We start from the raw sequence: 25542 nt of genomic DNA, 5'->3' as shown, positions 1-25542 counted from the left end.
GGACAGAAAGGGAGGTAGGCCCCTTGATAGATGTAAATAATTTCGAGTATATGAAGATCGGACTTGCATCGCCTGACAAAATTCGCTCGTGGTCATACGGGGAAATTAAAAAACCTGAAACAATTAACTACCGTACATTAAAACCTGAAAAAGATGGTCTTTTCTGTGAACGCATTTTCGGTCCTACGAAAGATTGGGAATGTCATTGCGGAAAGTATAAACGTGTACGTTATAAAGGTGTAGTTTGTGATCGTTGTGGAGTTGAAGTAACTCGTGCAAAAGTACGTCGTGAGCGTATGGGTCACATCGAATTAGCTGCACCAGTATCACATATTTGGTATTTCAAAGGTATTCCAAGCCGAATGGGACTTGTTTTAGACATGTCCCCTCGTGCTCTGGAAGAAGTAATCTACTTTGCTTCTTACGTAGTAACAGAAGCTGGAGATACTCCTTTAGAAAAGAAACAATTGCTTTCTGAGAAAGAGTTCCGTGCTTATCGTGAGCGTTACGGTCAAACTTTCCAAGCATCTATGGGTGCTGAAGCAATTAAAAAATTATTAAGCGATATTAATCTTGAAAAAGATGTTGATTCATTAAAAGAAGAGTTAAAAACTGCTCAAGGTCAACGTCGTACAAGAGCAATTAAACGTTTAGAAGTTTTAGAAGCATTCCGTAACTCTGGTAATGAGCCTTCTTGGATGATCTTAGATGTGCTACCAGTAATCCCACCTGAATTACGACCAATGTTTCAATTAGATGGTGGACGTTTTGCAACTTCAGATTTAAACGATTTATATCGTCGTGTAATTAACCGTAACAACCGTTTAAAACGTTTATTAGACCTTGGTGCACCAAGCATCATCGTACAAAACGAAAAACGTATGCTTCAAGAAGCAGTTGATGCGTTAATTGACAATGGTCGTCGTGGCCGTCCAGTTACTGGACCAGGTAACCGCCCATTAAAATCTCTTTCTCACATGCTTAAAGGTAAGCAAGGACGTTTCCGTCAAAACTTACTTGGTAAACGTGTTGACTACTCTGGTCGTTCGGTTATCGTTGTAGGACCTAACTTACAAATGTATCAATGTGGATTACCAAAAGAAATGGCAATTGAATTATTCAAGCCATTCGTGATGAAAGAATTAGTAGAGCGTGGCTTAGCACATAACATTAAGTCTGCAAAACGTAAAATTGAGCGTTTACACCCTGAGATTTGGGATGTATTAGAATCAGTTATTCGTGAGCATCCGGTGTTACTAAACCGTGCCCCAACTCTACACAGACTTGGTATCCAAGCGTTCGAACCTACATTAGTAGAAGGCCGTGCAATCCGTCTACATCCACTTGTATGTACTGCATACAATGCCGATTTTGATGGTGACCAAATGGCTGTTCACGTACCGTTATCAAGTGAAGCACAAGCGGAAGCTCGTATTTTAATGCTTGCAGCACAAAACATCCTGAACCCGAAAGATGGTAAACCAGTAGTTACACCATCTCAAGATATGGTATTAGGTAACTATTACTTAACTCTTGAGCGTGCAGGCGCTGTCGGTGAAGGTATGGTATTTAAAGATATCAATGAGGCGTTAATTGCATACCAAAATGGTTATGTACATTTACATTCTCGTGTTGCTGTTGCAGCAAATTCATTAAATAACGAAACATTTACTGAGGAACAAAAAAATTCATTATTAATCACAACGGTTGGTAAGTTAATCTTCAATGAAATCTTACCTACTTCGTTCCCATATATTAATGAACCTACTCAGAGTAACCTTGAGAAGGAAACTCCTCAGATGTATTTTGTAGCTAAAGGTTCGAATATTAAAGAAATTATTGAAAGTAGAGAAGAAATTGCTCCTTTCAAAAAGAAAATACTTGGAAATATCATTGCTGAAGTATTTAAACGTTTCAAAATTACTGAAACGTCAAAAATGCTAGACCGCATGAAGGATCTTGGGTTTAGACACTCTACTAAAGCTGGTATTACAGTTGGTGTATCCGATATCATCGTATTACCTGAGAAGCAGTTAATTATTGCTGAAGCTCAAGAAAAAGTAGATAAAGTTCTAAAACAATTCCGCCGTGGTTTAATCACAGAAGATGAGCGTTACGATCGTGTAATCGCAATTTGGAGTGATGCGAAAGATGTTATTCAAGGCAAACTGATGGCTTCCCTAAATAAACGCAACCCAATCTTTATGATGAGTGACTCTGGTGCCCGTGGTAACGCATCAAACTTTACTCAGCTTGCTGGTATGCGTGGTCTGATGGCCAACCCGGCTGGTCGTATTATTGAGTTACCAATCAAATCTTCATTCCGTGAAGGTCTAACGGTACTTGAATACTTTATCTCTACACACGGTGCACGTAAAGGTCTTGCCGATACAGCACTAAAAACAGCCGATTCAGGTTACTTAACTCGTCGTCTAGTTGACGTTGCACAAGATGTAATCGTTCGTCAAGATGATTGTGGTACTGACCGTGGATTACACGTTAAAGCAATTAAAGAAGGTAACGAAATTATTGAGGGATTATACGATCGTTTAGTTGGTCGTCATTTACGTTCAACTATACGTCACCCAGAAACAGGTGTATTACTTGCTCAAGAGAACGATTTAATTACAGAAGACTTAGCTCGTGAAATTATCGATGCTGGTATTGAAGAAGTTAATATCCGTTCTGCGTTCACATGTAATACTAACCATGGAGTATGTAAAAAATGTTATGGCCGTAACTTAGCTACAGGTGCTGAGGTTGAAGTTGGTGAGGCAGTAGGTATTATTGCTGCACAATCAATCGGTGAACCAGGTACACAGTTAACGATGCGTACATTCCATACAGGTGGGGTAGCAGGAGACGATATTACTCAAGGTTTACCTCGTATTCAAGAGCTATTTGAAGCACGTAATCCTAAAGGTCAAGCGGTTATTTCTGAAATTGATGGTATTATTTCAATTTCTACTGACGCTAAAGATAAACAAGAAATTATTGTTCAAGGCTCAGTAGAATCTAGAAACTACCCAGTTCCTTATGGCGCTAGACTAAAAGTTCAAGAAGGTGAAGCGATTGAACGCGGTCAAGTAATGACTGAAGGTTCAATTGATCCTAAAGAACTTCTAAAAGTAAAAGGTACAAATGCTGTTCAAGAATACTTATTACGTGAAGTTCAAAAAGTATACCGTATGCAAGGGGTAGAAATTGGTGACAAGCACGTAGAGGTAATGGTACGTCAAATGCTGAAGAAAGTTCGTGTAATGGATGCAGGTGAGACTACTTTACTACCTGGTACATTATTAGAACTACACCAGTTTACTGAAGCGAATAAAGAAGCTTTATTTGCAGGTAAACAACCAGCTACTGCGCGCCCATTATTACTAGGTATTACAAAAGCATCATTAGAAACAGACTCATTCCTTTCTGCTGCATCATTCCAAGAAACAACGCGTGTATTGACAGACGCTGCGATTAAAGGAAAACGTGATGAGTTGCTAGGATTAAAAGAGAATGTTATTATAGGTAAGTTGGTTCCAGCTGGTACTGGTATGAACAGATACCGTAAAGTAGATCTTGTAAAGGATTTAACTGAATCAGTTGAAATGAATGAAGAAGTATTAGTTGAAAAATAATCTTAAAATATTTTAAAACTTGAGTTGACATCATTTGATGAAAAATGATAAGATATTCAAGGTTGCTCCTAGACAATAGCACTGCTAATCTAAGCAGGTTAGATCCGGGGCTAATTTAGGAATATACAAGTTTAAAACTGTTTTTGTGAGAAGGAGGGCTTCTTCCTTCTTGCAAAAACTTTGTTTTCAACTAATAATGAACCACCTGGATGTGTGGTCTTATAAATATTTGAAGGGAGGAAAACTCATGCCTACTATTAACCAGTTAGTGCGTAATGGACGTACTTCTAAAGTATGGAAATCAAAATCACCAGCATTAAATAAAGGTTTCAACTCATTAAAGAAAAAATCAACTGATTTATCAGCTCCACAAAAACGTGGTGTTTGTACTCGTGTTGGTACAATGACTCCAAAGAAACCGAACTCAGCATTACGTAAATATGCTCGTGTACGTTTAACTAACCAAATCGAGGTAACTGCTTATATCCCAGGTATCGGACACAACTTACAAGAGCACAGTGTTGTTCTTATCCGTGGTGGACGTGTAAAAGATTTACCGGGGGTACGTTACCATATCGTTCGTGGTGCATTAGATACTGCAGGTGTTGACAAGCGTATGCAAGGTCGTTCTAAATATGGAACTAAGAGACCAAAAGCAGCTAAGAAGTAATAAATAACAACTAGCCGAAAGGAGGAAATAACATGCCACGTAAAGGTCCTGTTGCAAAAAGAGATGTATTGCCAGATCCACTTTATAATTCAAAATTAGTTTCTCGTTTAATCAACAAAATGATGATTGACGGAAAAAGAGGAAAGTCTCAAGCTATCTTATACGGAGCATTTGAATTAATCCAAGAACGTTCTGGTAAAGAACCAATGGAAGTATTCGAAGCAGCTCTTAAAAATATCATGCCAGTTCTAGAAGTTAGAGCTCGTCGTGTTGGTGGTTCAAACTACCAAGTACCAGTTGAGGTTCGCCCTGAGCGCCGTACAACTTTAGGTCTTCGCTGGTTAGTTAACTATGCTCGTCTTCGTGGAGAAAAAACGATGGAAGAGCGTTTAGCTAATGAAATTCTTGATGCAGCTAACAACTCAGGTTCTGCAGTTAAGAAACGTGAAGATACACACAAAATGGCAGAAGCGAACAAAGCGTTTGCTCACTACCGTTGGTAAGATTAAAAGCAATTTAGTTATTTCTGCACATAATGAATGTTGGTTAAGTCGTTCACCTATTTCTAATTTAGCTTGCTAGATTAAATAGGTGAACGTCGGATTACATAATTTAGGATGACATAATAGTTCCTTGCTTGTAGTGCTTGCTTAACTTAATAACATGAAGTATGTATAGGAATAACTTTTTCTTGTACTAAAAAATCCTAACTAATACTGGAAGGGAGAAAGAACCCTGATGACTAGAGAGTTCTCCTTAAATAACACTCGTAATATCGGGATCATGGCTCACATTGATGCTGGTAAAACAACAACAACAGAGCGTATCCTTTATTACACAGGTCGTATTCACAAAATTGGTGAAACTCATGAAGGAGCTTCACAAATGGACTGGATGGAGCAAGAGCAAGAGCGTGGTATCACTATCACATCTGCTGCTACAACAGCTCAGTGGAATAACCACCGTGTAAATATCATTGATACTCCAGGTCACGTAGACTTCACTGTAGAAGTTGAACGTTCTCTACGTGTACTTGATGGCGCAGTAGCAGTACTTGATGCTCAATCAGGTGTTGAGCCTCAAACTGAAACAGTTTGGCGCCAAGCAACTACTTACGGAGTTCCACGTGTAGTATTCGTTAACAAAATGGATAAAATCGGCGCGGATTTCTTATACTCTGTAGGTACGTTACATGACCGTTTACAAGCAAACGCACACCCAATCCAATTAGCGATGGGTGCTGAAGATAACTTCTGGGGTATTGTTGACCTAGTTGAAATGAAAGCTATTAAGTACAATAATGACTTAGGAACTGACATTGAAACGATCGAAATTCCAGAAGAATATCAAGAACTAGCTGAAGAATACCGTGGTCGTTTAATCGAAGCGGTAGCTGAGTTAGATGAAGAATTAATGATGAAATACCTTGAAGGTGAAGAAATCACAATTCCTGAATTAAAAGCTGCTATTCGTACAGCTACATGTTCAGTACAATTCTACCCAGTAGTATGTGGTTCTGCTTTCAAAAACAAAGGTGTTCAATTAATGCTTGATGCAGTAATTGATTACCTACCATCTCCATTAGATGTACCAGCTATCAAAGGAACATTACCTGATACTGATGAAGAGAAAATCGTTCCATCAAGTGATGAAGAGCCTTTCGCTGCATTAGCATTCAAAATTATGACTGATCCTTATGTTGGTAAATTAACGTTCTTCCGAGTATACTCAGGTACGTTAGAATCTGGTTCATACGTTCAAAACTCTACAAAAGGTAAGCGTGAGCGTGTAGGTCGTATCCTACAAATGCATGCTAACTCTCGTCAAGAGATTTCGAAAGTATACGCTGGAGATATCGCTGCTGCTGTAGGTCTTAAAGACACTACAACTGGTGATACTTTATGTGATGAAAAGAATTTAGTAATTCTTGAGTCTATGGAATTCCCTGATCCAGTTATCTCAATTGCGATTGAGCCAAAATCTAAAGCTGACCAAGATAAAATGGGTCAAGCATTAGTGAAATTAACTGAAGAAGATCCAACTTTCCGTGCACATACTGACCAAGAAACTGGTCAAGTAATCATCGCTGGTATGGGTGAGCTTCACCTTGATATCATCGTTGACCGTATGCGTCGTGAATTTAAAGTAGAAGCTAACGTTGGTGCTCCTCAAGTAGCATACCGTGAAACTTTCCGTTCTTCTGCACAAGTAGAAGGTAAATTCGTTCGTCAATCAGGTGGACGTGGACAATTTGGACACGTTTGGATTGAATTCTCACCAAACGAAGAAGGAAAAGGCTTCGAATTTGAAAACGCAATCGTTGGTGGTGTTGTTCCTCGTGAATACATCCCAGCTGTAGCTGCAGGTCTTGAAGATTCTCTTAAAAATGGTGTATTAGCTGGTTTCCCACTAATCGACATTAAAGCGAAATTATTCGATGGATCTTACCATGATGTTGACTCGAATGAGATGGCGTTTAAAGTAGCTGCTTCATTAGCTCTTAAAAACGCTGTTAAGAAATGTAACCCAGTTCTACTTGAACCATTAATGAAAGTAGAAGTTGTTATCCCTGAGGAATACTTAGGAGATATCATGGGTGATATCACATCTCGTCGTGGACGCGTTGAAGGTATGGAAGCACGCGGTAACGCTCAAGTTGTTCGTGCTATGGTACCACTTTCAGAAATGTTTGGTTATGCAACTTCATTACGTTCTAACACTCAAGGTCGTGGAACGTTCTCAATGGTATTTGACCATTACGAAGATGTACCAAAATCAATTTCTGAAGAAATTATCAAAAAATATAAAGGTGAGTAATTGATTATTTAGTTCTCATCATGTATAACTATTTATGTTAGATGTTAGCTATAAGGGGTACAAGTTGCCCTTTATAGCATAATCATATAAACTAAAAAATAATTTTTTTTCACTATAAGGAGGATTTTTACAATGGGTAAAGCTAAATTCGAACGTGTAAAACCACACGTTAACATTGGTACAATCGGACACGTTGACCATGGTAAAACTACATTAACTGCTGCTATTACAACTGTATTAGCTAAAGTAGGTGGAGCTGAAGCTCGCGCTTACGATCAAATCGACGGAGCTCCAGAAGAAAGAGAACGTGGAATCACAATCTCTACTGCACACGTTGAGTACGAAACAGAAACTCGTCACTATGCACACGTTGACTGCCCAGGTCACGCTGACTATGTTAAAAACATGATCACTGGTGCTGCTCAAATGGACGGCGGTATCTTAGTAGTATCTGCTGCTGATGGTCCAATGCCTCAAACTCGTGAGCACATTCTTTTATCTCGTCAAGTAGGTGTACCTTACATCGTAGTATTCATGAACAAATGTGACATGGTTGACGACGAAGAATTACTTGAATTAGTTGAAATGGAAATCCGTGATCTATTATCAGAATACGATTTCCCAGGCGATGACATTCCAGTAATCAAAGGTTCTGCACTTAAAGCTCTTGAAGGAGATGCTGAGTGGGAAGCTAAAATTCATGAATTAATGGCTGAAGTTGATACTTACATCCCAACGCCAGCTCGTGAAACTGACAAGCCTTTCTTAATGCCAGTTGAGGACGTATTCTCAATCACTGGTCGTGGAACAGTTGCTACTGGTCGTGTTGAGCGTGGTATCGTTAAAGTTGGTGACGTAGTAGAAATCGTTGGTCTTGTTGAAGAGCCAAAATCAACTACTGTAACAGGTGTTGAAATGTTCCGTAAACTTCTTGATCAAGCAGAAGCTGGAGATAACATCGGTGCACTTCTTCGTGGGGTTGCTCGTGACGATATCCAACGTGGTCAAGTTTTAGCTAAACCAGGTTCAGTTAAACAACACACTAAGTTCAAAGCTGAAGTTTACGTTTTATCTAAAGAAGAAGGTGGACGTCACACTCCATTCTTCGCTAACTACCGTCCACAATTCTATTTCCGTACAACTGACGTAACTGGAATCATCCAATTACCAGAAGGCGTTGAAATGGTTATGCCTGGCGACAACATCGAAATGACTGTTGAGTTAATCAACGCAATCGCTGTTGAAGAAGGAACTAAGTTCTCTATCCGTGAGGGTGGACGTACTGTAGGCGCTGGCGTAGTTGCTACAATCGTTGAATAATTAAACTTAAAAGCTTAGAAGATCTTTTCTTCTAAGCTTTTTTTTATAAGTAAATTGGAAATATTTAAAATATGCATTAAAACCGATTCTTGCTTGATTTTAATAATTGAAGATAATATAATAACTAAGTACTGAAGACGACGAGAACATTATTTATTTAAACTTATAACAAATGCTTGCAATAGCATTATTTTTTATGTATAATAGATGATGTTGGTCTTTGACTGCGTAGAAGTGGAAGGTTGCTGATACACCCGGCCGCTTTGCCATGGCGAGTGTAAGGAAATTTCCACGGAGTATGTCTATTATTTAAATAGGCGAAAAAGGAGGGAAAATTATGGCAAAAGAAAAAATTCGTATTCGTTTAAAAGCTTATGATCACCGTATTTTAGATCAATCTGCAGAGAAAATCGTTGAAACAGCGAAACGTTCTGGTGCTTCTGTATCTGGTCCGATTCCGTTACCAACTGAGAAATCAGTTTACACGATCCTTCGTGCGGTTCATAAATACAAAGATTCTCGTGAGCAATTCGAAATGCGCACTCACAAACGTTTAATCGATATCGTGAATCCAACTCCACAAACAGTTGATTCATTAATGAGACTAGATTTACCGTCTGGCGTTGATATTGAAATCAAACTTTAATAAAATTATATATAAATTCAGGAGGTGTGACTTATGACTAAAGGAATCTTAGGGAAAAAGATCGGTATGACACAAGTATTTGCTGAAAACGGCGAGTTAATTCCAGTAACTGTAATCGAAGCTACTCCAAACGTGGTTTTACAAAAGAAAACTAATGAAACTGATGGCTACGAAGCTATCCAAATCGGTTTCGCTGACAAACGTGAAAAATTAGCTAACAAACCAGAAAAAGGGCACTCTGCTAAAGCAAACACTGCACCTAAGCGCTTCGTTCGTGAACTTCGCAACGCTGACGTATCAGCTTATGAAGTTGGTCAAGAAGTCAAAGTAGATATTTTTGCAAATGGTGACATCGTTGATGTAACTGGAACTTCAAAAGGTAAAGGTTTCCAAGGTAGCATTAAGCGCCACGGACAATCTCGCGGACCAATGTCTCACGGTTCTCGTTACCACCGTCGTCCAGGTTCAATGGGTCCTGTTGCTCCGAACCGTGTATTCAAAAACAAAGCTTTACCTGGTCAAATGGGTGGAGAAAAAGTAACTGTACAAAACCTACAAATCGTTAAAGTTGACGTTGAACGTAACTTACTTTTAGTAAAAGGTAATGTACCGGGTTCTAAAAAATCTTACGTAACAATCCGTACTGCGGTTAAATCTAAATAATTAATTTAGAAGAAAGGAGGAAATAAAATGCCTAAAGTTACTATGTTTAATCAAACAGGTGCTCAAGTAGGAGAAATCGAATTAGCTGAAGCTGTATTCGGAATCGCTCCAAACGAACATGCTTTATTTGATGCTGTAATGATGCAACGTGCATCTTTACGTCAAGGTACTCACAAAGTTAAAACACGTTCTGAAGTACGTGGTGGTGGTCGTAAACCATGGAGACAAAAAGGAACTGGCCGTGCTCGTCAAGGTTCAATCCGTTCTCCACAATGGCGTGGTGGTGGTATCGTATTCGGTCCAGCTCCAAGATCATATTCTTATAAATTACCTAAAAAGGTACGTCGCTTAGCGATTAAATCTGCTTTATCTACTAAAGTATTAGAACAAAGCATGCTAGTTCTTGAAGATTTAGCGTTAAACGCACCAAAAACAAAAGATATGGTTACTGTATTATCTGGCTTATCAGTTGCTAAGAAAGTTTTAATCGTAACAGCTGACCTAAATGAAAACGTAGCTTTATCTGCTCGCAATATCCCTGGAATCACAGTACTTGCAGCAAATGAAGTAAACGTAATCGACGTTTTACATCATGATACATTAATCATGACTAAAGCTGCGGTGGAAAAAGTAGAGGAGGTGCTTGCGTAATGAAGGATCCTCGTGATATTATCAAACGCCCAGTTATCACTGAAGCTTCTATGGAAGCAATCGCTGAAAAAAAATACACTTTTGAAGTAGATGTAAGAGCTAATAAAACTGAAGTTAAAGATGCTGTTGAAGCAATCTTCGGTGTTAAAGTAGAAAAAGTTAACGTAATGAACTACAAAGGTAAGTTTAAGCGTATGGGTAAACATGCTGGTTACACAAACCGTCGTAGAAAAGCAATCGTTAAATTAACTGCTGATAGCCAAGAAATTACATTATTCGAAGGCGTTTAATACTAACTACTAGAAAAGGAGGGAAATTACGATGGGAATCAAAAAGTATAAACCAACCACTAACGGTCGCCGTGGTATGACTACTAATGATTTTGCTGAGATCACTACTGACAAACCAGAAAAATCATTATTAGCTCCACTTAGCAAAAAAGCTGGCCGTAATAACCAAGGTAAAATTACTGTTCGTCACCAAGGTGGTGGACACAAACGTCAATACCGTATCATCGATTTCAAACGAGATAAAGATGGTATACCAGGACGCGTTGCTACAATCGAGTACGATCCAAACCGTTCTGCAAACATTGCGTTAATTAACTACGCTGATGGAGAAAAACGTTACATCCTAGCTCCTAAAAACTTAGTAGTAGGAATGGAAATCGTTTCAGGTCCTGAAGCAGATATTAAAGTAGGTAACGCTTTACCACTTGTAAACATTCCAGTAGGTACTACAATCCACAACATCGAGTTAAAACCAGGTCGTGGAGGACAATTAGTACGTTCAGCTGGTACTTCTGCTCAAGTATTAGGTAAAGAAGACCGTTATGTACTAGTTCGTTTAAACTCTGGTGAAGTACGTATGATTTTAGCAACTTGCCGCGCGACAGTAGGTCAAGTTGGTAACGAACATCACGAACTTATTAACATCGGTAAAGCAGGTCGTTCTCGTTGGATGGGTAAACGCCCAACTGTACGTGGATCTGTAATGAACCCAGTTGATCACCCACACGGTGGTGGTGAAGGACGCTCTCCAATCGGACGTAAATCACCAATGTCTCCATGGGGTAAACCAACTCTTGGTTACAAAACTCGTAAGAAAAACAAAGCGTCAGACAAGTTTATCGTTCGTCGTCGTAAAAAATAACGCGATTGTGCTACGGTTCACTAGAACCGTAGGTCAATCACGAAGGGAGGTACCACAATGGGACGCAGCCTAAAAAAAGGTCCATTTATTGATGATCACTTATTAGCTAAAGTTGAGAAATTAAACGAGACTGACTCTAAGCAAGTTGTTAAAACTTGGTCACGTCGTTCGACTATTTTCCCACAATTTATCGGACATACTATTGCAGTATACGATGGTCGTAAACATGTACCTGTATATGTATCGGAAGATATGGTAGGTCACAAACTTGGTGAATTTGCTCCAACTCGTACTTATAAAGGTCACGATGCGGATGACAAGAAAACTAGAAGATAATGAGAGGAGGCACTCCAATGCAAGCTAAAGCTGTACTGAGAACAGTTCGTATCGCTCCTCGTAAAGTTCGTCTAGTAGTCGATTTAATCCGAGGTAAACAAGTTGGCGAAGCGATCGCAATCCTTCGACACACACCAAAAACTGCTTCTCCTGTTGTAGAAAAATTATTAAAATCTGCTATTGCTAACGCAGAGCATAACTATGATATGGATGTTAATAACTTATACATCGAAAAAGTATTCGTTGATGAAGGTGCTACTTTAAAACGTTTCCGCCCTCGTGCACAAGGACGTGCTAGCGCAATCAACAAACGCACAAGCCACATTACAATCGTGGTATCAGAGAAGAAGGAGGGATAATCGATGGGACAAAAGGTAAATCCAGTCGGACTTCGTGTTGGTATTATTAAAGATTGGGAATCTAAATGGTACGCTGAAAAAGATTACGCTGATCTTTTACATGAAGACATCAAAATTCGTGAGTACATCAGCACTCGTTTAAAAGATTCTGCTGTATCTAAAGTAGAAATCGAAAGAGCTGCTAACCGTGTAAACATTACTGTTCACACTGCAAAACCAGGTATGGTAATCGGTAAAGGTGGTTCGGAAGTTGAAGCTCTTCGTAAAGCTTTAAACAACCTTACTGGCAAACGTGTTCATATCAACATCATCGAAATTAAAAGAGCAGATCTTGATGCTAAATTAGTAGCTGAAAACATCGCTCGTCAATTAGAAAACCGTGTTTCTTTCCGTCGTGCTCAAAAGCAAGTACTTCAACGTGCTATGCGTGCTGGTGCATTAGGTATTAAAACACAAGTTTCTGGTCGTCTTGGCGGAGCAGATATTGCTCGTTCAGAATCATATAGTGAAGGTACAGTGCCACTTCATACATTGCGTGCGGATATCGATTATGCAACTGCAGAAGCAGATACAACATACGGTAAACTAGGCGTAAAAGTATGGATCTACAAAGGTGAAGTTCTTCCTACAAAAAAGAAAGCTTCTGAGGAAGGAGGAAATTAATTATGTTAATGCCTAAACGTGTTAAATATAGAAGAGAGCATCGTGGAAAAATGCGTGGACGTGCCAAAGGTGGTACTGAAATTGCATTCGGTGAATTCGGTTTACAATCTACTGAAGCTTCTTGGATTACTAACCGTCAAATTGAAGCAGCGCGTCGTGCTATGACTCGTTACATGAAACGTGGCGGTAAAGTATGGATTAAAATCTTCCCTTCTAAGCCTTACACAGCTAAACCTCTTGAGGTTCGTATGGGTAGCGGTAAAGGTGCTCCAGAAGGTTGGGTAGCAGTCGTTAAACCAGGAAAAATTATGTTCGAAATCGCTGGTGTATCTGAAGAAGTAGCTCGTGAAGCACTACGCTTAGCAGCTCACAAATTACCAGTTAAATGTAAGTTTGTAAAACGTGAAGACAATGGTGGTGATTCTAATGAAAACTAATGAGATTCGCGATCTTACCACTGCTGAAATTGAATTAAAAGTGAAATCTCTTAAAGAAGAGTTATTCAATCTTCGTTTCCAATTAGCTACAGGACAATTAGAGAACACTGCTCGTATCCGCGAGGTTCGTAAAGCAATTGCTCGTATGAAAACTGTAGTTCGTGAAAGAGAAGTTAACTCTAATAATTAATAATGAGGGGAGGTTTGCCCAGTGAGCGAACGTAACCAACGTAAAGTTTACACAGGACGTGTAGTTTCTGATAAAATGGATAAGACAATTACTGTTGTAGTTGAAACTTATAAAACACATAAACTATACGGAAAACGCGTTAAATATTCTAAGAAATATAAAGCGCACGATGAGCTAAACACTGCAAAAGTTGGCGATATCGTAAAAATCATGGAGACTCGTCCATTATCAGCTACAAAACGTTTCCGTTTAGTTGAAATCGTAGAAGAAGCTGTTATTATCTAATAGATGATCGGATATCATTCTTAATCCGAAAGGAGGTCAATTTGACATGATCCAACAAGAAACTCGTTTAAAAGTTGCTGACAATTCAGGTGCACGTGAATTACTTACTATTAAAGTATTAGGTGGTTCAGGCCGTAAAACTGCTAACATCGGTGATATCATCGTATGTACAGTAAAACAAGCAACACCAGGTGGCGTTGTTAAAAAAGGTGATGTAGTTAAAGCTGTTATCGTTCGTACGAAACGCGGTGTTCGTCGTCCAGACGGTACTTACATCAAATTTGATGAAAACGCAGCTGTTATCATTAAAGATGATAAGAGCCCACGTGGTACTCGTATTTTCGGACCAGTTGCACGTGAATTACGTGATAGCAACTTCATGAAAATCGTATCATTAGCTCCAGAAGTACTTTAATTAATGTACTTTAATAAATACTTCAGAAAGCCTTATTAAGGAGGTGCACGAAGAAGATGCATGTAAAAAAAGGTGATAAAGTTCAAGTTATCTCTGGTAAAGACAAAGGAAAACAAGGTGTTATCCTTGCTGCTTTTCCAAAGAATAACCGCGTACTAGTTGAAGGTGTTAACATCATTAAAAAACACTCAAAACCTACTCAAGCTAACCCACAAGGTGGCATCATCGAGAAAGAAGCACCAATCCATGTTTCTAATGTTATGGCATTAGATCCAAAAACAGGAGTACCTACACGCGTAGGTTACCAATTAGTGGATGGTAAAAAAGTACGTATTGCAAAAAAATCAGGCGAATTACTTGATAAATAATAGAAATTTATGAAAGGAGGTCAACTGAATGAACCGCCTAGTCGAGAAATATCAAAATGAAATCACTCCTGCTCTAGTGAGCAAGTTTAACTATAAATCAGTTATGCAAGTGCCAAAAATTGAAAAGATCGTCATCAACATGGGTGTTGGTGAGGCTGTTTCAAATTCAAAAGCATTAGATACTGCTGTTGAGGAATTAACTTTAATCGCAGGTCAAAAACCTGTTGTAACTAGAGCTAAAAAATCAATCGCACAATTCCGTCTTCGTGAAGGAATGCCTATCGGTGCTAAAGTTACATTACGCGGTGAGCGTATGTACGAATTCTTTGAGAAATTAGTTTCTGTAACATTACCTCGTGTACGTGACTTCCGTGGAATCTCTAAAAAAGCATTCGATGGCCGTGGAAACTACACTTTAGGTGTTAAAGAGCAATTAATCTTCCCAGAGATCGATTATGATAAAGTAAACAAAGTACGTGGTATGGACATCGTTATTGTAACTACTGCAAATACTGATGAAGAAGCTCGTGAAATGCTAACATTATTCGGAATGCCTTTTCAAAAATAATGAAAGCCAGCGCTAAAGAAGAGGAGGCGAAAACGTGGCTAAAAAATCAATGATTGCGAAACAAAAACGTGCTCAGAAATTTAAAGTACAAGAGTATACACGTTGCGAACGTTGCGGACGTCCACACTCAGTATTACGTAAATTTAAACTTTGCCGTATTTGTTTCCGTGAACTTGCTTATAAAGGACAAATCCCTGGCGTTAAAAAAGCTAGTTGGTAATTCTATAGATATTAGGAAGGAGGTTATCTGAACATGGTCATGACAGATCCTATTGCAGATATGCTTACTCGCATTCGTAATGCGAACATGGTACGTCACGAGAAATTAGAATTCCCAGGTTCTAACCTAAAGAAAGAGGTTGCTGAAATTCTAAAACGTGAAGGTTTCATCCGTGACGTTGAGTACATTGAAGATGATAAACAAGGAATCATCCGTATTTTCTTAAAATATGGTGTGAACAACGAACGTGTTATCACTGGATTAAAAAGAATTTCTAAGCCTGGCTTACGTGTATACGCGAAAGCTGACGAAGTACCTCGCGTACTTAACGGTTTAGGTGTTGCTATTGTATCAACATCTAAAGGTGTAATGACAGATAAAGAAGCTCGTCAAGCAAAAACTGGTGGCGAAATCTTAGCATACGTTTGGTAATATAACACAGAGAGAATGGAGGTGTAGTGAATGTCTCGTGTTGGTAAAAAAGAACTTGTAATTCCTGCTGGAGTTACTCTTACTAATAACAACAATACTATTACAGTAAAAGGACCTAAAGGTGAGTTAACTCGTACTTTTAGCCCTGATATGACAATCGAAGTTAACGAGAACGTATTAACAGTTGCACGTCCAACTGATAACAAAGAGCACCGTGCTCTTCATGGTACAACTCGTGCTATCTTAGGTAACATGGTTGAAGGTGTAACTAATGGTTATACTCGTAACCTTGAGTTAGTTGGGGTAGGTTACCGTGCAACTAAAACAGGTGACAAACTTGTTCTAGCTGTTGGTTATTCTCACCCAGTTGAGATCACTCCTGAAAATGGTGTTGAAATCGAAGTACCTTCTAATACTAAAATCAGTATTAAAGGTATCGACAAAGAACGTGTAGGCGCTCTTGCTGCTTACATCCGTCAAGTACGTCCACCAGAGCCTTACAAAGGTAAAGGTATCCGTTACGAAGGCGAAATGGTTCGTCGTAAAGAAGGTAAAACTGCGAAGTAATCTATAACTAGATAAGAGAAAGGAGTGACCAAGATGATCTTTAAGGCTGATAAAAATGCAGTACGTAAAAAAAGACATGCTCGTGTTCGTACTAAATTATCTGGTACTCAAGAACGTCCACGTTTAAACGTTTACCGTTCAAACAACCATATCTATGCTCAAATCATTGATGATGTTAATGGTGTAACATTAGCAAGTGCATCAACTTTAGATAAAGAATTAACTTTAAATGGTACTGGCAATATCGAAGCAGCAACATTAGTTGGTAGTTTAGTTGCAAAACGCGCTACTGAAAAAGGTGTTTCTGTAGTTGTATTCGACCGCGGTGGTTACTTATATCATGGTCGCGTAAAAGCTTTAGCTGAAGCTGCTCGTGAAGCTGGTTTACAATTTTAATAAAAGAAGGAGGGACATACATGCGTCGCATTGATCCTAATAAATTAGAGCTTGAAGAACGCTTAGTTACGATCAACCGTGTTGCTAAAGTTGTAAAAGGTGGTCGTCGTTTCCGCTTTGCAGCATTAGTAGTTGTTGGTGACAAAAACGGTCATGTAGGTTTTGGTACTGGTAAAGCTCAAGAAGTACCTGATGCTATTCGTAAAGCTGTTGAAGATGCTAAGAAAAACCTAATTAACGTACCAATCGTTGGAACTACAATTCCTCACGTAATTACTGGTCGTTTTGGAGCTGGTGAAGTATTCTTAAAACCTGCTTCTGAAGGTACTGGAGTTATCGCTGGAGGTCCTGTTCGTGCGGTATTAGAACTTGCTGGGGTACATGATATTTTATCTAAATCTCTTGGTTCTAACACACCAGTAAACATTGTACGTGCTACTATCGAAGGTTTAAGTAACTTAAAACGTGCGGATGAAGTTGCAAAACTACGTGGTAAATCTGTAGAAGAATTACTAGGTTAATAAGGAGGGATAACGATGGCTAAACAGTTAGAAATTACCCTTACTCGCAGTGTAATTGGTCGTAAACAAGATCAAATCGCAACAGTTCGTGCTTTAGGTATTACTAAAACAAACCAAACTGTTGTTAAACAAGATAACGCTGCAATGCGTGGGATGATTAACAAAGTTTCTCACCTTGTATCTGTAAAAGAAATTTAATTGAACATGAATAAGTAAGGAGGTGCCCTAATGAAACTTCATGAATTAAAACCTACAGAAGGTTCTCGTAAAGTATCTAAACGTATCGGTCGTGGTATTGGTTCAGGTACTGGTAAAACTGCAGGTAAAGGTCATAAAGGACAAAACGCTCGTTCAGGTGGCGGTGTTCGTCTTGGATTTGAAGGTGGTCAAACTCCTTTATTCCGTCGTTTACCAAAACGTGGTTTCACTAACATCAACCGTAAAGATTACGCAATCGTTAATGTTGAAACGTTAAATCGCTTCGAAAACGGAACTGAAGTAACTCCTGAGTTACTGATCGAAACTGGTATTGTTCGTAAAGAATTAGCTGGTATTAAGATTTTAGGTAAAGGTAAGTTAGAAGTTAAACTTACTGTTAAAGCTCACAAGTTCTCATCTTCTGCGGTAGAGGCAATCGAAGCAGCTGGTGGAAATGCTGAGGTGATCTAAAATGTTCCGGACAATCTCCAACTTTATGCGCATTGCAGATATTAGAAAAAAAATATTCTTTACGTTATTAATGTTAATTGTATTTCGTATTGGAACGTTTATACCTGTTCCAAACGTCAACGCCGATGTATTAGCATCACAAGATAGCTCAAGCATATTTGGTGTTTTAAACACATTCGGTGGAGGAGCTCTTAAACAGTTCTCGATTTTTGCAATGGGTATAATGCCGTACATTACTGCTTCAATCATTATTCAGTTACTTCAAATGGACGTTGTTCCGAAGTTAACTGAATGGTCGAAGCAAGGTGAGATTGGTCGACGTAAATTGACTCAACTGACTAGATACATCACAATTATTCTTGGATTTGTAGAAGCAATTGGATTATCAATCAGTATGAACAATATTACTGGCGGAATGTTAATTGAAAATCCAGGTTGGTCAACCTATCTTTATATAGCAATTGTACTAACAGCTGGAACATCTTTCTTATTGTGGTTAGGTGAGCAGATTACTGCTAAAGGTGTAGGGAACGGTATATCAGTTATCATCTTTGGCGGTATAGTTGCTGCTATACCTAATACAATGAGTCAAGTCTATCAGCAACAATTTAAAGGTGCTGGTGACGCGCTATTCTTAAACATCGTGAAAGTTGGCCTAGTAGTTCTAGTTTTACTATTAGTAATCGTAGCTGTAATTTATATTCAACAAGCTAATCGTAAAATTCCAATTCAATATGCTAAACGTAACAATGGTAATAATAGCTATGTCGGAGGACAATCTACTCACTTGCCATTAAAAGTAAATGGCGCTGGGGTTATTCCGGTAATCTTCGCTGTTTCATTTTTAATTACTCCATCAACTATTGCATCGTTCTTACCAAGTAACAATGTGACTGAATGGATTAAAACGCACTTTACGTATAACAATCCATGGGGAATGGCATTTTATTTAATCTTGATCGTTGCTTTCACATATTTTTATACTTTTGTTCAGGCAAACCCAGAGCAAATGGCTGAAAATCTTCAGAAGCAAGGTGGCTACATCCCGGGTATTCGCCCAGGTAAGAGCACTCAAGAATATATCATTAAAGTCTTATATCGTTTAACTTTCGTAGGAGCAATTTTCTTAGCTGTCATCGCTTTATTACCAATTGTATTTGGTAAAATTGCGAACTTACCACCTTCAGCTCAAATTGGAGGAACAAGTTTACTAATCGTAGTCGGTGTTGCACTTGAAACAATGAAACAATTAGAAAGTCAGCTTGTTAAGAGAAACTACAAAGGCTTTATTAAAGAACGAGCATAGGGAAATGCATAATTCCCTATTGCTCACCTAATTTTGAGGAGGATTAACCATGAATTTAATTCTTATGGGGCTTCCTGGTGCAGGCAAAGGCACACAAGCTGAGAAAATTGTCGAAAAATACGGCATTCCTCATATATCTACTGGCGATATGTTCCGTGCAGCGATTAAAGACGGCACTGAACTAGGTCTTCAAGCAAAATCGTTTATGGATCAAGGTCATCTTGTTCCTGATGAGGTAACAATTGGTATTGTACGTGAACGATTAGCAAAAGATGATTGCCAAAACGGTTTCTTATTGGATGGTTTTCCTAGAACAGTTGCGCAGGCTGAAGCACTAGAAGAGACTTTGAAAGTAATGAATCGTAAAATTGACTTCGTGTTAAACATTCATGTAGACCAACAACTTTTAATTGAACGTTTAACAGGTCGTCGTATTTGCAAAGAGTGTGGAGCAACTTATCATTTAATTTTCAATCCACCTGTTGAAGAGGGTGTTTGCCCTAAATGTGGCGGAGAACTTTATCAACGTGCGGATGATAATGAAGAAACAGTTGCAAATCGCCTTGAAGTAAATATCAAACAAACTCAGCCTTTACTTGATTTCTACAATAATCTTGGTTATGTAAAAACAATTGAAGGTCAACAAGAGATTAATAAAGTTTTCATCGACATTGATAATCTTTTAAAAGAGTTAGTTTAATAATTGAACGATAAGATCGTCGTTCCTTGTGTATGACGTATTGTTGTTTCGTCAAAACTGATACTGTTATAAAAGCTTAAACATAGCTTTGCTTGGAACGATCGATATAATATAGGTCTTTAGTAGGCCAAAAAATCTCCAACATATCAGAGCACTTTGGCTTAATGTTCCTAAGCGTATGTTTGCCTACAAGCAAGCTACTGATTTGAAGAAAGGAGAATGCCCTAATGGCGAAAGATGATGTAATTGAAATTGAAGGTACCGTTACGGAAACACTTCCGAATGCGATGTTCAAGGTTGAATTGGAAAATGGTCATGTCGTTCTTGCACACGTTTCTGGTAAAATTCGTATGAACTTCATTCGTATTCTTCCAGGTGACAAGGTTACTGTAGAACTATCTCCATATGATTTAACTCGTGGCCGTATTACGTACCGTTTTAAATAATAAATATGCACTCCGTAATCTACAAGGAGGTTGAAATCATGAAAGTGAGACCATCAGTAAAACCAATCTGTGAAAAATGTAAAGTTATCCGCAGACGTGGTAAAGTAATGGTAATTTGTGAAAATCCAAAACATAAACAAAAACAAGGTTAATAAAGAAGGAGGTGCACTAGAATGGCTCGTATTGCTGGTGTAGATATTCCTCGCGACAAACGCGTGGTTGTTTCTTTAACTTATGTATACGGAATCGGTCGTGCAACTTCTGAAAAAATCTTAGCTGAAGCTGGTATTTCAGAAGACACTCGTGTACGTGATTTAACAGAAGAAGAATTAGGTAAAATTCGTGAATTAATCGACAAGTTGAAAGTTGAAGGGGATCTTCGTCGTGAAGTTTCTTTAAACATTAAACGTCTAATCGAAATCGGTTCATATCGTGGTATTCGCCACCGTCGTAGCTTACCTGTTCGTGGTCAAAACACTAAAAACAATGCTCGTACTCGTAAAGGCCCACGCCGCACAGTAGCGAACAAGAAGAAATAATATTTTTTAAGTAAAGGAGGGTATTCAACATGGCACGTAAAACAAATGTACGTAAACGTCGTGTGAAAAAGAATATTGAAGCTGGTACAGCTCATATTCGTTCAACTTTCAATAACACAATCGTAACAATCACTGATGTTCATGGTAACGCAATTTCTTGGTCAAGCGCTGGTTCATTAGGTTTCAAAGGATCTCGTAAATCTACTCCATTCGCTGCACAAATGGCTGCTGAAACTGCTGCTAAAGCTTCTATGGAACACGGTTTAAAAACTCTTGACGTAACTGTTAAAGGTCCGGGTGCTGGTCGTGAGGCTGCTATCCGTGCTCTTCAAGCTGCTGGTCTTGAAGTAACTGCTATCAGAGACGTTACTCCAGTTCCACATAACGGATGCCGTCCACCAAAACGTCGTCGTGTATAATTTGTCTGTATAAATTTTCAAAAATTGTCTATAATGGATTATGATATATGTTTGGCAAATATTAACAGACATCTCTTGTTGTGCACAATTAGGAACTGCCTAATAGGGACTTTCGGTTAGCATGGTCTAACCGAGGGTTTCGACGTTTTGAAGGAGGGTTTAAAAAATGATTGAAATCGAAAAGCCGAAAATCGAAACGGTTGAGATCAGTGACGATTCCAAATATGGTAAATTCGTTATTGAACCACTTGAGCGTGGATATGGTACAACGCTGGGTAACTCCTTACGTCGTATCCTTTTATCCTCACTTCCTGGTGCCGCTGTAACTGCTATTCAAATTGATGGTGTGTTACATGAGTTCTCTACAGTTGAAGGTGTTGTAGAAGACGTTACAACAATTATTCTTAATGTTAAAAAACTTGCTCTGAAAATTTATTCAGATGAAGAAAAAACATTAGAAATTGATGTACGCGGTGAAGGGCCAATTACTGCGGCCGATATTACGCATGATAGCGATGTTGAAGTTCTAAATCCAGATCTTCATATTGCAACTCTTGCTAAAGATGCTCATTTACGTATGCGTCTAACTGCTAGACGTGGACGTGGATACATCCCTGCAGATGGTAACAAAAGAGAGGATCAAGCAATAGGTGTTATTCCTATCGACTCGATTTACACTCCAGTGTCTCGTGTCACATACCAAGTTGAAAATACACGTGTGGGACAGGTTTCAAATTTCGATAAGTTAACACTTGATGTTTGGACTGACGGAAGTATTGGACCTAAGGATGCTATCGCACTTGGTTCAAAAATTCTTACTGAACACTTAAACATTTTTGTAGGTTTAACTGACGAAGCTAAAAATGCAGAAATCATGGTCGAAAAAGAAGAAGATCAAAAAGATAAAGTCCTTGAAATGACGATTGAAGAACTTGATCTTTCTGTTCGTTCATATAACTGCTTAAAGCGAGCTGGTATTAATACTGTACAAGAGCTTGCGAATAAGACAGAAGAAGACATGATGAAAGTACGTAACTTAGGTCGTAAGTCTTTAGAAGAAGTAAAACATAAGTTAGAAGAGTTAGGTCTTGGCCTACGTAAAGAAGACTGATTGTAGCTTCGATAAAGGGAGAGGCGTTCTCTTCATGTCTATATGACCCAATTTTGATACTACTTACAAAGGAGGGAACTAGAAATGGGATACAGAAAATTAGGACGTACTAGCTCACAACGTAAAGCTATGTTACGTGACTTAGCTACTGATTTAATTATCAACGAACGTATTCAAACAACTGAAACTCGTGCGAAGGAGTTACGTTCAGTTGTTGAAAAAATGATTACATTAGGTAAACGTGGAGACTTACACGCTCGTCGTCTAGCTGCTGCATACATCCGTAATGAAGTTGCTAACGCTGAAAACGGTCAAGACGCTTTACAAAAATTATTTGCTGACATCGCTCCTCGTTACACTGAGCGCCAAGGTGGATACACTCGTATCGCAAAAATTGGTCCTCGTCGTGGAGACGCTGCACCAATGGTTGTTATCGAATTAGTTTAATATTCGAATACAAAAGGGCTCGACGTTTCTTGTAAACATGTCGTTGCCCTTTTTTTCTGTTTACTTTTAGACTATTATATATCTATAAACAATGAGAAATTATAGGTGAACAAATGAGAAAAGATAGTATTAAAGTAGATAACATCTCTTTTAAATATCCACAGGCACAATCAAATGCAGTTCATTCTGTATCATTTAATATAAAAGAAAATGAATGGATCGCTATTGTAGGTCGAAACGGATCAGGAAAGTCAACATTAGCTAAACTTTTAAATGGACTTATATTACCCGAAGAAGGCCAAATTGTGATTGATGAGGAAATTAGCTTATCAGAAAAAACAATTTGGGACGTGCGAAAGAAAGTAGCGATGGTATTTCAAAATCCTGATAATCAGTTTGTAGGTACGACAGTAATAGACGATATTGCATTTGGATTAGAAAACCATGGAATTGAGAAAAAAGAAATGGATCGTCGAATTGAAGAAGTTTTAAACATCGTCAATATGAATGAATTTGTACTCCATGAGCCACACTCTCTTTCTGGAGGCCAAAAACAAAGAGTAGCAATAGCAGGAGCATTAGCAATTCAACCAAGTATATTAATATTAGATGAAGCTACATCGATGTTAGATCCTTTCGGTAGAAAAGAAGTAATCGAGACAATTCGTGATTTACATAAAGACATTAATATGACTGTTATTTCAATTACGCATGATATAGAAGAAGCAATACATGCAGACCGTATTTTAATTATGCATGATGGTCATTTAGTTCAAAGCGTAACGCCAGAAGAACTTTTAAAAACAGAGTTTTCTTTAGAGTCGCTTGGATTAGCATCTCCTTTTACAAATAACCTTTCTAGTTTATTAATTGAAAAAGGTTTACCTTTGAGACAAGACCATCTAGAGCAAGAAAGCTTGGTGAGCGAATTATGCAAATTACTTTTGAAAAAGTAGGCTATACTTATCAGCCGAAGACACCTTTCGAGCATCGTGCTCTTTATGATATTGATGTTACGATACCAAATGGGTCATATTATGCTGTAATTGGTCACACAGGCTCAGGTAAATCTACTTTTCTGCAACATTTAAATGGCCTCTTACAACCAACAGAGGGCATCGCTAAAATAGACGATATTACTCTTTTATCAAATAAGAAAAACAAGAATTTAAAGTCATTAAGAAAAAAAGTAGGTTTAGTTTTTCAGTTTCCTGAGCAGCAATTATTTGAAGAAACTGTAGAGAAAGATATTTGCTTTGGTCCAATGAATTTTGGTGTCTCTGAAGATGAAGCAAAGAAAAGAGCTAAAGATTTAATTGAAAAAGTAGGCTTAAGTGAAGAATATTTAATGAAGTCACCATTTGAATTAAGTGGTGGTCAAATGAGAAGGGTTGCTATTGCAGGTGTTTTAGCAATGGAGCCAGAAGTTTTAGTTTTGGATGAACCAACTGCTGGTCTTGACCCTAGTGGTCAAAAGGCGTTAATGGATATGTTTTACGATTTGCATAAAGAAAAGGGCCTGACGATCATTTTGGTGACGCATAGCATGGAAGATGCTGCGAGATATGCTGATACGATCCATGTGCTTCAAAAAGGGACTACGTATTTAAAGGGAAGCCCTTTAGAAGTGTTCTCATATGAAAAGGAACTAGAGGAAATTGGATTACAAATTCCACTTTCTTTAAAATTCCACCAAGATCTGAATCAAAAATTAGGCATTAAAGAAAAAGCTACAAGTTTAACAATCGAACAGCTCGCTAATTATATAGCGAATCTTTATAATGGGGAAACAAAATGAATAGTCTAATTATCGGAAAATATATTCCAATCGATTCTCTTATTCATCGTCTAGATGCTAGAGCAAAACTTCTTACAATGTTCATTTTTATCTGTATCGTTTTCTTAGCGAACAATTTTATAACATACGGTATTTTATTTTTATTTTCAATTGTAACAGTATTGCTATCGAGAGTACCTCTTAATTATTATTTAAAAGGATTAAGAGCAATCTGGTTGTTAGCAGTGTTTACGTTTCTATTGCATGTTTTTACAAATAAAGAGGGACCACTAATTTATCATTTTGGATGGGTCGAAATTCATAAAGAAGGAATTATTCAAGGTATTTATATATCTTTGAGATTTTTTCTTTTAGTTTCAATTACTACTTTACTGACATTAACAACAAATCCAATTGAAATTACCGATGGACTTGAGTCATTATTTAACCCATTTAAAAGGTTTGGTCTACCAGTGCATGAAATGGCTTTAATGATGTCAATTTCACTCCGATTTATTCCAACGCTTATGGAAGAGACTGAAAAGATTATGAAGGCACAATCGTCTCGAGGAGTAGATTTCTCTTCAGGACCTATAAAAGACCGGTTAAAAGCATTAGTTTCTTTACTTGTTCCATTATTTATTCATTCATTTAAACGAGCTGAAGACTTAGCAGTTGCGATGGAAGCTAGAGGTTACCAAGGCGGAGATGGAAGATCAAAGTTTCGTATTATGAAGTGGCATTTACGGGATACAGCATGTTTTGTTGTATTACTGTTATTATTTTTACTATTATTGTTTTTACGTAAGTAATGGAGATA

37 protein-coding genes are annotated in these 25542 nt (G+C 38.2%); all 37 read left to right on the top strand.

What is annotated here, in order from left to right; all coding sequences use genetic code 11:
* The first annotated feature begins 23 nt into the window (after positions 1-23).
* On the top strand, positions 24-3632 hold the full coding sequence (gene rpoC, locus COJ46_RS22530; protein WP_098566356.1) for a DNA-directed RNA polymerase subunit beta': 3609 nt from the start codon (positions 24-26) through the stop codon (positions 3630-3632).
* Between the two features lie 247 nt (positions 3633-3879).
* Positions 3880-4302: a 30S ribosomal protein S12 gene (gene rpsL / locus COJ46_RS22525; protein WP_056467392.1), complete on the top strand. Its 423-nt coding sequence runs from the start codon at positions 3880-3882 to the stop codon at positions 4300-4302.
* A gap of 32 nt (positions 4303-4334) precedes the next feature.
* Positions 4335-4805, top strand: coding sequence for a 30S ribosomal protein S7 (gene rpsG / locus COJ46_RS22520; protein ID WP_056467395.1), 471 nt, complete (start codon positions 4335-4337; stop codon positions 4803-4805).
* Between the two features lie 235 nt (positions 4806-5040).
* Positions 5041-7119, top strand: coding sequence for an elongation factor G (gene fusA, locus COJ46_RS22515; RefSeq protein WP_069033608.1), 2079 nt, complete (start codon positions 5041-5043; stop codon positions 7117-7119).
* 132 nt (positions 7120-7251) lie between these two features.
* Positions 7252-8439, top strand: a complete 1188-nt coding sequence (gene tuf, locus COJ46_RS22510) for an elongation factor Tu (protein WP_097978201.1) — start codon at positions 7252-7254, stop codon at positions 8437-8439.
* Between the two features lie 337 nt (positions 8440-8776).
* Positions 8777-9085 carry a 30S ribosomal protein S10 gene (gene rpsJ, locus COJ46_RS22505; protein ID WP_056467407.1) on the top strand — a complete coding sequence of 103 codons (309 nt, stop codon included), beginning with the start codon at positions 8777-8779 and terminating at the stop codon, positions 9083-9085.
* Positions 9086-9118: 33 nt separating this feature from the next.
* Positions 9119-9748: a 50S ribosomal protein L3 gene (gene rplC / locus COJ46_RS22500; protein ID WP_098566355.1), complete on the top strand. Its 630-nt coding sequence runs from the start codon at positions 9119-9121 to the stop codon at positions 9746-9748.
* Between the two features lie 27 nt (positions 9749-9775).
* On the top strand, positions 9776-10399 hold the full coding sequence (gene rplD, locus COJ46_RS22495; RefSeq protein ID WP_097978200.1) for a 50S ribosomal protein L4: 624 nt from the start codon (positions 9776-9778) through the stop codon (positions 10397-10399).
* The gene (gene rplW / locus COJ46_RS22490; RefSeq protein WP_056467416.1) at positions 10399-10689 is read left to right on the top strand and encodes a 50S ribosomal protein L23; all 291 of its coding nucleotides are present in this window, start codon (positions 10399-10401) and stop codon (positions 10687-10689) included. Before rplD ends, rplW begins: the two co-directional genes overlap by 1 nt.
* A 31-nt stretch (positions 10690-10720) precedes the next feature.
* Positions 10721-11551, top strand: coding sequence for a 50S ribosomal protein L2 (gene rplB / locus COJ46_RS22485; RefSeq protein WP_056467419.1), 831 nt, complete (start codon positions 10721-10723; stop codon positions 11549-11551).
* A gap of 57 nt (positions 11552-11608) precedes the next feature.
* On the top strand, positions 11609-11887 hold the full coding sequence (rpsS, locus tag COJ46_RS22480) for a 30S ribosomal protein S19 (RefSeq protein ID WP_069033610.1): 279 nt from the start codon (positions 11609-11611) through the stop codon (positions 11885-11887).
* 17 nt (positions 11888-11904) lie between these two features.
* Positions 11905-12246, top strand: a complete 342-nt coding sequence (gene rplV, locus COJ46_RS22475; RefSeq protein ID WP_056467425.1) for a 50S ribosomal protein L22 — start codon at positions 11905-11907, stop codon at positions 12244-12246.
* 3 nt (positions 12247-12249) lie between these two features.
* A complete protein-coding gene (rpsC, locus tag COJ46_RS22470; protein ID WP_056467428.1) occupies positions 12250-12909 on the top strand; it encodes a 30S ribosomal protein S3 in 660 nt (219 codons plus the stop codon).
* 2 nt (positions 12910-12911) lie between these two features.
* Positions 12912-13346, top strand: coding sequence for a 50S ribosomal protein L16 (gene rplP, locus COJ46_RS22465; protein WP_056467431.1), 435 nt, complete (start codon positions 12912-12914; stop codon positions 13344-13346).
* Complete coding sequence (rpmC, locus tag COJ46_RS22460) at positions 13336-13536, top strand: 50S ribosomal protein L29 (RefSeq protein WP_097978199.1); 201 nt, start codon at positions 13336-13338, stop codon at positions 13534-13536. Before rplP ends, rpmC begins: the two co-directional genes overlap by 11 nt.
* 21 nt (positions 13537-13557) lie before the next feature.
* The gene (gene rpsQ / locus COJ46_RS22455; RefSeq protein WP_056467437.1) at positions 13558-13821 is read left to right on the top strand and encodes a 30S ribosomal protein S17; all 264 of its coding nucleotides are present in this window, start codon (positions 13558-13560) and stop codon (positions 13819-13821) included.
* A gap of 46 nt (positions 13822-13867) precedes the next feature.
* Positions 13868-14236, top strand: a complete 369-nt coding sequence (gene rplN / locus COJ46_RS22450) for a 50S ribosomal protein L14 (protein WP_056467440.1) — start codon at positions 13868-13870, stop codon at positions 14234-14236.
* Between the two features lie 56 nt (positions 14237-14292).
* Positions 14293-14604, top strand: a complete 312-nt coding sequence (rplX, locus tag COJ46_RS22445) for a 50S ribosomal protein L24 (protein ID WP_056467443.1) — start codon at positions 14293-14295, stop codon at positions 14602-14604.
* A 28-nt stretch (positions 14605-14632) separates the two neighbouring features.
* Positions 14633-15172: a 50S ribosomal protein L5 gene (gene rplE, locus COJ46_RS22440; protein ID WP_069033613.1), complete on the top strand. Its 540-nt coding sequence runs from the start codon at positions 14633-14635 to the stop codon at positions 15170-15172.
* Positions 15173-15206: 34 nt separating this feature from the next.
* Entirely contained in the window at positions 15207-15392 is a 186-nt protein-coding gene (locus COJ46_RS22435) for a type Z 30S ribosomal protein S14 (protein WP_056467450.1), read from the top strand.
* 33 nt (positions 15393-15425) lie between these two features.
* A complete protein-coding gene (gene rpsH, locus COJ46_RS22430) occupies positions 15426-15824 on the top strand; it encodes a 30S ribosomal protein S8 (protein ID WP_056467453.1) in 399 nt (132 codons plus the stop codon).
* Positions 15825-15854: 30 nt separating this feature from the next.
* A complete protein-coding gene (gene rplF / locus COJ46_RS22425) occupies positions 15855-16391 on the top strand; it encodes a 50S ribosomal protein L6 (RefSeq protein ID WP_056467456.1) in 537 nt (178 codons plus the stop codon).
* A 33-nt stretch (positions 16392-16424) separates the two neighbouring features.
* A complete protein-coding gene (gene rplR, locus COJ46_RS22420; RefSeq protein WP_069033615.1) occupies positions 16425-16787 on the top strand; it encodes a 50S ribosomal protein L18 in 363 nt (120 codons plus the stop codon).
* 20 nt (positions 16788-16807) lie between these two features.
* On the top strand, positions 16808-17308 hold the full coding sequence (gene rpsE, locus COJ46_RS22415) for a 30S ribosomal protein S5 (RefSeq protein WP_056467462.1): 501 nt from the start codon (positions 16808-16810) through the stop codon (positions 17306-17308).
* A 15-nt stretch (positions 17309-17323) separates the two neighbouring features.
* On the top strand, positions 17324-17506 hold the full coding sequence (rpmD, locus tag COJ46_RS22410) for a 50S ribosomal protein L30 (protein ID WP_056467464.1): 183 nt from the start codon (positions 17324-17326) through the stop codon (positions 17504-17506).
* A gap of 30 nt (positions 17507-17536) precedes the next feature.
* The gene (gene rplO, locus COJ46_RS22405; protein WP_056467467.1) at positions 17537-17977 is read left to right on the top strand and encodes a 50S ribosomal protein L15; all 441 of its coding nucleotides are present in this window, start codon (positions 17537-17539) and stop codon (positions 17975-17977) included.
* A gap of 1 nt (position 17978) precedes the next feature.
* A complete protein-coding gene (secY, locus tag COJ46_RS22400; protein WP_098428737.1) occupies positions 17979-19283 on the top strand; it encodes a preprotein translocase subunit SecY in 1305 nt (434 codons plus the stop codon).
* A gap of 49 nt (positions 19284-19332) precedes the next feature.
* Positions 19333-19983 (top strand): adenylate kinase, encoded by a 651-nt coding sequence (locus tag COJ46_RS22395; protein ID WP_097978197.1) that lies wholly within the window; start codon positions 19333-19335, stop codon positions 19981-19983.
* Between the two features lie 227 nt (positions 19984-20210).
* Complete coding sequence (gene infA, locus COJ46_RS22390; RefSeq protein ID WP_056467475.1) at positions 20211-20429, top strand: translation initiation factor IF-1; 219 nt, start codon at positions 20211-20213, stop codon at positions 20427-20429.
* A 38-nt stretch (positions 20430-20467) separates the two neighbouring features.
* Positions 20468-20581 (top strand): 50S ribosomal protein L36, encoded by a 114-nt coding sequence (gene rpmJ / locus COJ46_RS22385; protein ID WP_000868344.1) that lies wholly within the window; start codon positions 20468-20470, stop codon positions 20579-20581.
* Between the two features lie 21 nt (positions 20582-20602).
* Positions 20603-20968 carry a 30S ribosomal protein S13 gene (gene rpsM, locus COJ46_RS22380; protein WP_056467478.1) on the top strand — a complete coding sequence of 122 codons (366 nt, stop codon included), beginning with the start codon at positions 20603-20605 and terminating at the stop codon, positions 20966-20968.
* Between the two features lie 29 nt (positions 20969-20997).
* Complete coding sequence (gene rpsK / locus COJ46_RS22375) at positions 20998-21387, top strand: 30S ribosomal protein S11 (RefSeq protein WP_056467481.1); 390 nt, start codon at positions 20998-21000, stop codon at positions 21385-21387.
* A gap of 166 nt (positions 21388-21553) precedes the next feature.
* Complete coding sequence (locus tag COJ46_RS22370; RefSeq protein WP_056467484.1) at positions 21554-22498, top strand: DNA-directed RNA polymerase subunit alpha; 945 nt, start codon at positions 21554-21556, stop codon at positions 22496-22498.
* Between the two features lie 84 nt (positions 22499-22582).
* Positions 22583-22945, top strand: coding sequence for a 50S ribosomal protein L17 (rplQ, locus tag COJ46_RS22365; RefSeq protein WP_056467487.1), 363 nt, complete (start codon positions 22583-22585; stop codon positions 22943-22945).
* Between the two features lie 113 nt (positions 22946-23058).
* Positions 23059-23901: an energy-coupling factor ABC transporter ATP-binding protein gene (locus COJ46_RS22360; protein WP_097978196.1), complete on the top strand. Its 843-nt coding sequence runs from the start codon at positions 23059-23061 to the stop codon at positions 23899-23901.
* Entirely contained in the window at positions 23877-24743 is an 867-nt protein-coding gene (locus COJ46_RS22355; RefSeq protein ID WP_098566354.1) for an energy-coupling factor ABC transporter ATP-binding protein, read from the top strand. Before COJ46_RS22360 ends, COJ46_RS22355 begins: the two co-directional genes overlap by 25 nt.
* Positions 24740-25534, top strand: a complete 795-nt coding sequence (cbiQ, locus tag COJ46_RS22350) for a cobalt ECF transporter T component CbiQ (RefSeq protein ID WP_098566353.1) — start codon at positions 24740-24742, stop codon at positions 25532-25534. The genes COJ46_RS22355 and cbiQ overlap by 4 nt, the downstream gene beginning before the upstream one ends.
* Positions 25535-25542: the final 8 nt, after the last annotated feature.

Origin of the sequence: Bacillus sp. AFS077874, assembly GCF_002566505.1 — a bacterium.
GTDB lineage: Bacteria > Bacillota > Bacilli > Bacillales > Bacillaceae_G > Gottfriedia.
The sequence above is the reverse complement of the archived record's forward strand: the minus strand, read 5'-3'. Positions and strand labels throughout refer to the sequence as shown.